Here is a 5,342-nt window from a genome sequence, read left to right as displayed (position 1 = left end):
AAAAAGGACTCGCTCTGTATCACCACGATATCCGGCGTCATGCCCTGGTTCGGCGAGGCGGCCTGCATGCGCGCGCGCAGCTCGCTATCGTTCTGCGCGATCAGTTGCTTCGCCGATTGCGCGTCGGGCTTCTTGTGCTGCTGGCGCGCCTGATCGAGATGGAACATCACCAACGAACTGACCAGGCCGGAGTGCTCGGCGGTACCGCTGGCGGACCATGGCTCCATCCACAGGCGTTTGCCGTTGTAGACGTGCGCCCAGCCGGGCACGCCAGCAAGCAAGGTACCCAGCGTCGCCACGACAGCGATACCCGCAACGATGCGCTTGCCGCGCGTACGGCGCCGGAACAAGGTCGGCTCGCACTTCCATATCGCCACGATGACGGCGATAGCCGCGAGAATGCCCAGGTAAGGCCAGGGGCTGGAAGGCAGATAGCCGCCGAGCAGGTGCATGCCACCCTTGCGCAACTGGCCGACCATGCCGAAATCCTGCGGCATCAGCGGCATGTTGAGATTGGCGATCTTCAGCTTGTTAACCGCATAAAGCACGGTTTGCAGGGCGAAGGCACACCCGAAAGAGAGCATGGCCCGGCGCGTCAGGACCAGCAGTAGCGAAGCCAGCAACAGGCCGGGCAGGGCATTGGCCAGGAGGTACAGAGGTTGCGCGAACACCTTGGCCGGGGCCACGCCCACGCCGCCATCGACCAGACCGGTAAGCAGCACGAAAAGCGCGGCCAACAACGTCGGCCAGACGATGCGCCAGGCAAGGCTGTCGCGCCAATCGTGGCGCGTCGAGGTGGTTTTGGCGTTCGCTCCGTTCACGGCATCCAGGCTGTCATGACTTGGGAACAAAACTGTAATAAGGCGGATATGAACCAGAAGTTGGGCCAGGGGCAGGGGCCATCCCGTCATTCAGGCCCGCTTGCGCCATGCAGAGCCAGGAAACACGCCCCCATGCGGTTTTCTTTACGGGCGAGACCCGGGAGAGCCCTCTGCGGCACAATGGCACGATGGCCGTCACCACCGAATCCATGGCGCTACGGGCGCTGATCCACGACCGCTATAGCGAGCTGATTGCACGTTGCCGCGCCGTAGGCGTGCCCCTGCACGACGATGCCGGGGTGGCGGAGCGCATCCGTCGCACCTTGCTAGCCAGCGATTTCGCTTTCGAGACCTGGCTGCGCCAACCGCAATTGCTTGCGCCGCAAGGCCTGGAGCGGCTGCGCGCCGGCGGCGATGCCAGCGTGCGTGCCGATACGCTCAAGCTCGGCCAGGACGAAGGCGAGAGCATGGCTGCCCTGCGGCGGTTCCGTCACGCCGAGGCACTGCGATTGGTGTTTCGCGACGTCAACGGCCTGGACGAGCTGTCCGACACGCTCGCCGCCACCAGCGTGCTTTACGAAGTACTGCTCAGTGTCGCACTGGGCTGGGGCGAGCAGGCGATGGTTGCGCGTTATGGGCACAGTCGCAGCCACGAAGGCGCTCTGCAGCGGATGGTGGTGCTGGGCTTCGGCAAGCTCGGCGGCAGCGAACTGAATTTTTCCTCGGATATCGACCTGGTGCTGGCTTATCCGCATAGCGGACAAAGCGACGGCGCACGCGCGCTCGATAACAGCGAATATTTCGTGAGGCTCGGACGGCAATTGGTGCGGCTGCTGAACGAGCCGACCATCGACGGTATTTGCGCGCGCGTCGATTTGCGCCTGCGTCCATTCGGCAATGCCGGTCGGCTGGCCCTGCCGTTCAGCGCGATGGAGCAGTATTACCAAAGCGAAGGGCGCGACTGGGAGCGTTACGCCTGGATCAAAGCGCGTACGGTTGCCGGCGATCGTAATGCCGGCAAACAATTGCAGGAGCAGTTGCGGCCTTTCGTCTATCGCAAGTATCTGGATTACACGGCGTTCGCCGGCCTGCGCGAAATGAAATCGCTGATCGATGCGGAAGTCGCGCGCAAGGACCTTGCCGATAACCTCAAGCTAGGTCCAGGCGGCATCCGCGAAATCGAATTTATCGTACAGCTGACTCAGCTGATTCGTGGTGGCCGCGAACCGTCCTTGCGCGTGCGCGGTTTGTTGAGCGCGCTAACGGCTTGCGAGGCACGCGGCCATATTGGCGCTGCGCGCGCGAAGGCGTTGCGGGAGGCCTACGTGTTTCTGCGGAAGGTGGAAAACCGCGTACAGATGCTACGCGATGCACAGACCCACGACATTCCCGAAGACAGCCTGAGCCGCGAGCGTATCGCACACGGTTTGGGCTATGAGCATTGGCAGGAACTCGAAACATCCCTGGCAAAACACCGGGCGATCGTCAGCGAAGAATTCGCCGCCGTGTTGATGCCCCAGGGCGGGCGTGCGGCCAGTGCGCCGGTCGAAGATGTGGTGCTATGGCAGCATGCCTGCGTGGGCGAAATCGATGCGGCGGCCCTTGAGAAGGCCGGCTTCGTTCCGGGGGGGGATGCCGCCGATGCCTTGCTCAAGTTGCCGCAGGCGGCCACCGTTCGTGCGATGTCGCAACCTTCGCGCGAACGGCTGGACCGGTTGATGCCGCAGTTGTTCATCGCCGCGCGTGCCAGCGCCGCGCCGTCGGCTTGCCTGCTGCGCCTATGCCGTCTGGTGCAGGCCGTGGCGCGACGCTCGTCTTATCTGGCCTTGCTGGAAGAGCAGCCATCGGCGCGCAAACGGCTGGCCAGCCTGTTTGCCGAAAGTGCGTTCCTGGCCGAACGCGTGATTGCCCAGCCGTTGTTGCTGGACGATGTGCTCGACCCGCGCATCGATCAGTTGCCGCTCAAGCGTGCCGATATCAGCGCGGAGATTGTTCGTGTACTGAGTACGCTGGACGAGCGCGAAGCCGAAGCCGAACTCGAGCGGATCAACGAATTCAAAGCCAGCATCGCCTTCCGTCTCGGCCTGGCATTCAACGACGGCCGTGCCGATGCGGTAGCGACGGCGCGGCGTCTGGCAGCGCTGGCCGAGTCGGTGGTGCTGGCGGTGACCGCGCTGGCCGAACGCGAATTGATTGCGCAACATGGACGCCTGCCGGGCGAGGGTTCCGGTTTCGCCGTACTCGGCTACGGGAGCCTGGGCGGTGAAGAATTGGGCTTCGCTTCCGATCTGGATCTGGTTTTTGTCTACGACGGCAAGCGCGCCCAAGCGATGAGCGACGGAGCGCGCCCGCTGGAAGGTGCGCGCTGGTTTCAGCGCCTGACCCAGCGCATCGTCAACTGGCTGACGGTGCTTACCCGTGCCGGTCGCCTGTACGAAGTCGATACGCGCTTGCGCCCGGACGGCTCGAAGGGATTGTTGGTCGGCAGCATGGATGCCTTTGTCGCTTACCAGCGCAGTCGCGCCTGGACCTGGGAGCACCAGGCGCTGTTGCGAGCACGCGCCGTGGCTGGCGATATCGCCCTATGCGCCGAATTCGTCGATATACGTCGCGACATTCTCGCCGTATCGCGCGATCGCAACGCCGTGTTGCAGGAAGTCAGCGGTATGCGTGAGCGTTGGCGTGCCGAACGCGATCGTTCCGATACTGCGCGGTTTGACTTGAAGCAGGGCCGTGGCGGTCTGCTGGATATCGAATTCGCCTTGCAAGGACTGATGCTGGCCGGTGCGGCGCAGCGACCCGACATGCTCGGGGTAACGGCCAATGCAGCACTTATCGATGCCTGCCTCGATGCAGGCTGGCTCGATGGGCGGCAAGCGGAGGTGTTCGCGCGTGCACATTCGGACCTGTTGCATCGTTCGCTGGCATGCACACTCGATCTGCGTTCGCGCATCGCGCCGCGCGATGCCGCGCTGGAGACGCTGTGCGCGCAGGTCGGCGCGGTGACAGCGGAGTTAGGCTTTACATATGTACCTGCAGGCACAATCTAGCCATCCCTTGCTTATCTCTGTAGGGGCGAGAGTAATTAATGCCAATCTTTTTCGGTACGCCGTTCGTGCGCATGCATGGCGGCGAGCACTTGTCGTGCGACGCCGTCCAGCTCTCGCAACGGCCTTTGCTTAAGAGGGGGCGATGCATCGATATCGTGCAGAAGTCCCGCATCGCGCAGCGCCGCATGAAAGCGCTCCAGTTTCGGTGGCAGCGGCGCGTCTACATAGGTGTGTACCGGACAACCGACAGCACACGCTTCGGACAACATATTGACCGAGTCGGGTGTCACGATCAGCCGGTCCGACCAGGACAGTACACCGGGGTAAGGGTTGTTGCCGTCTTGTGGTCCGCCCCAGACCATGCCAGGCACTTCGCGCAAGGCATCGCGCCAGAGCGTAACGGCGCCAGCAGGGGTGCGCCGCGAGGCGACCGCCAGCACGCTGCCGCCGTCCTTTCGCTGGCGCGCCAGCGTATGTTCGGCCAATGTGCGCAGGTAGGCCTCACTGAGCGTTTGCCCTTTGCGCGCACCGCCCAACAGCACGCCGATGCGCGGCGCGGGTAATTCGGCCAGCGCAGGGCTGGCGTCGCGGCCGTCGGTCAGCCATTCGGCGTCCACGGGATTGAGCGAGCCGAGTGTGGCGATGACGTTATCGCCTGCGATGGCATCGTGGCGCGGTGCGATCACCAGATCCCAATGGCTCGGATCGAGACGTGGGTCGAGAATCTGGACCGTAAAGGTGCGTTGGCGTGAAAGCTCGCGCAGCAGCCGCGTGAAAAGCGCCGAAGCGCGCCCGCAGCCAATGGCCATACGTGGCCAGGGCGGCGCTAACTGTCCGCGCTGGCTCGGTGCCAGGGCGCGCCGGGCGCCAGGCAGCAGGCGCGGTGCGAACCAGGACCAGGGTGCGCGCGGCGCCCAGACCACATGGCGGACACGCAACCCCGTTCGCCCGGCCAGCGCCAGTGCCTGGCGTTGGTTGCCCGCAGCCGTGTCGGTCACCACCCAGCATTCGCCTTGTAACGCGCTCACGCGTTTCGCCCCATTGTTTCTTGAATCAGCACAGTACGTTCCTTAAATGGGTGCCCTGCCGATCCCGCCGTGCGTTTACACTTCCAAGTCTCGGTGCCCGCTTGAGGGCACCCGCGATTGAGACAAAAGGATAACCATGAGCGAGCTGCTTTCCGATACCGCCCTCGATCAGTTGTTTCGTACTGCCCGTACGTATAACGCCTGGCTGCCCAAGGATGTCGCCGACGAACAGTTGCACCGGCTCTACGAACTGGCCAAGTTCGGCCCGACCAGCGCGAACGGTTCGCCGATGCGCGTGGTCTTCGTCAAATCCAAGGAAGCGAAAGAAAAACTTGCGCCGCTGATGTCCGAAGGCAATCGCGCCAAGACGCTGGCTGCGCCGGTGGCGGCGATCGTCGGCAGCGACCAGGCCTTCTACGAGCATCTGCCGACATTGTTCCCGC

General features: G+C 63.7%; 3 protein-coding genes and 1 pseudogene. 2 read left to right on the top strand and 2 right to left on the bottom strand.

Annotated features, from left to right (window positions below; genetic code table 11):
- A pseudogene (locus VIM98_RS11625) lies at positions 1–821 on the bottom strand (LTA synthase family protein); the annotation flags it as partial.
- Positions 822–1,009: 188 nt separating this feature from the next.
- Here VIM98_RS11625 and glnE point away from each other — a divergent pair.
- Complete coding sequence (glnE, locus tag VIM98_RS11620; protein WP_331993274.1) at positions 1,010–3,871, top strand: bifunctional [glutamate--ammonia ligase]-adenylyl-L-tyrosine phosphorylase/[glutamate--ammonia-ligase] adenylyltransferase; 2,862 nt, start codon at positions 1,010–1,012, stop codon at positions 3,869–3,871.
- Between the two features lie 35 nt (positions 3,872–3,906).
- Here the strand turns inward: glnE and VIM98_RS11615 are convergent, their stop codons facing one another.
- Positions 3,907–4,899: a mitochondrial fission ELM1 family protein gene (locus VIM98_RS11615; protein ID WP_331993273.1), complete on the bottom strand. Its 993-nt coding sequence runs from the start codon at positions 4,897–4,899 to the stop codon at positions 3,907–3,909.
- Between the two features lie 136 nt (positions 4,900–5,035).
- Between VIM98_RS11615 and VIM98_RS11610 the strand changes: the two genes are divergently transcribed.
- Positions 5,036–5,342 (top strand): nitroreductase family protein (locus VIM98_RS11610; protein WP_331993272.1); only part of this gene is annotated, 307 nt, incomplete at its 3' end.

This window comes from Dyella sp. (genome assembly GCF_036568765.1).
In the GTDB taxonomy this organism is placed as follows: Bacteria; Pseudomonadota; Gammaproteobacteria; order Xanthomonadales; family Rhodanobacteraceae; genus GSA-30.
This window is presented reverse-complemented; position numbering and strand designations above follow the sequence as displayed.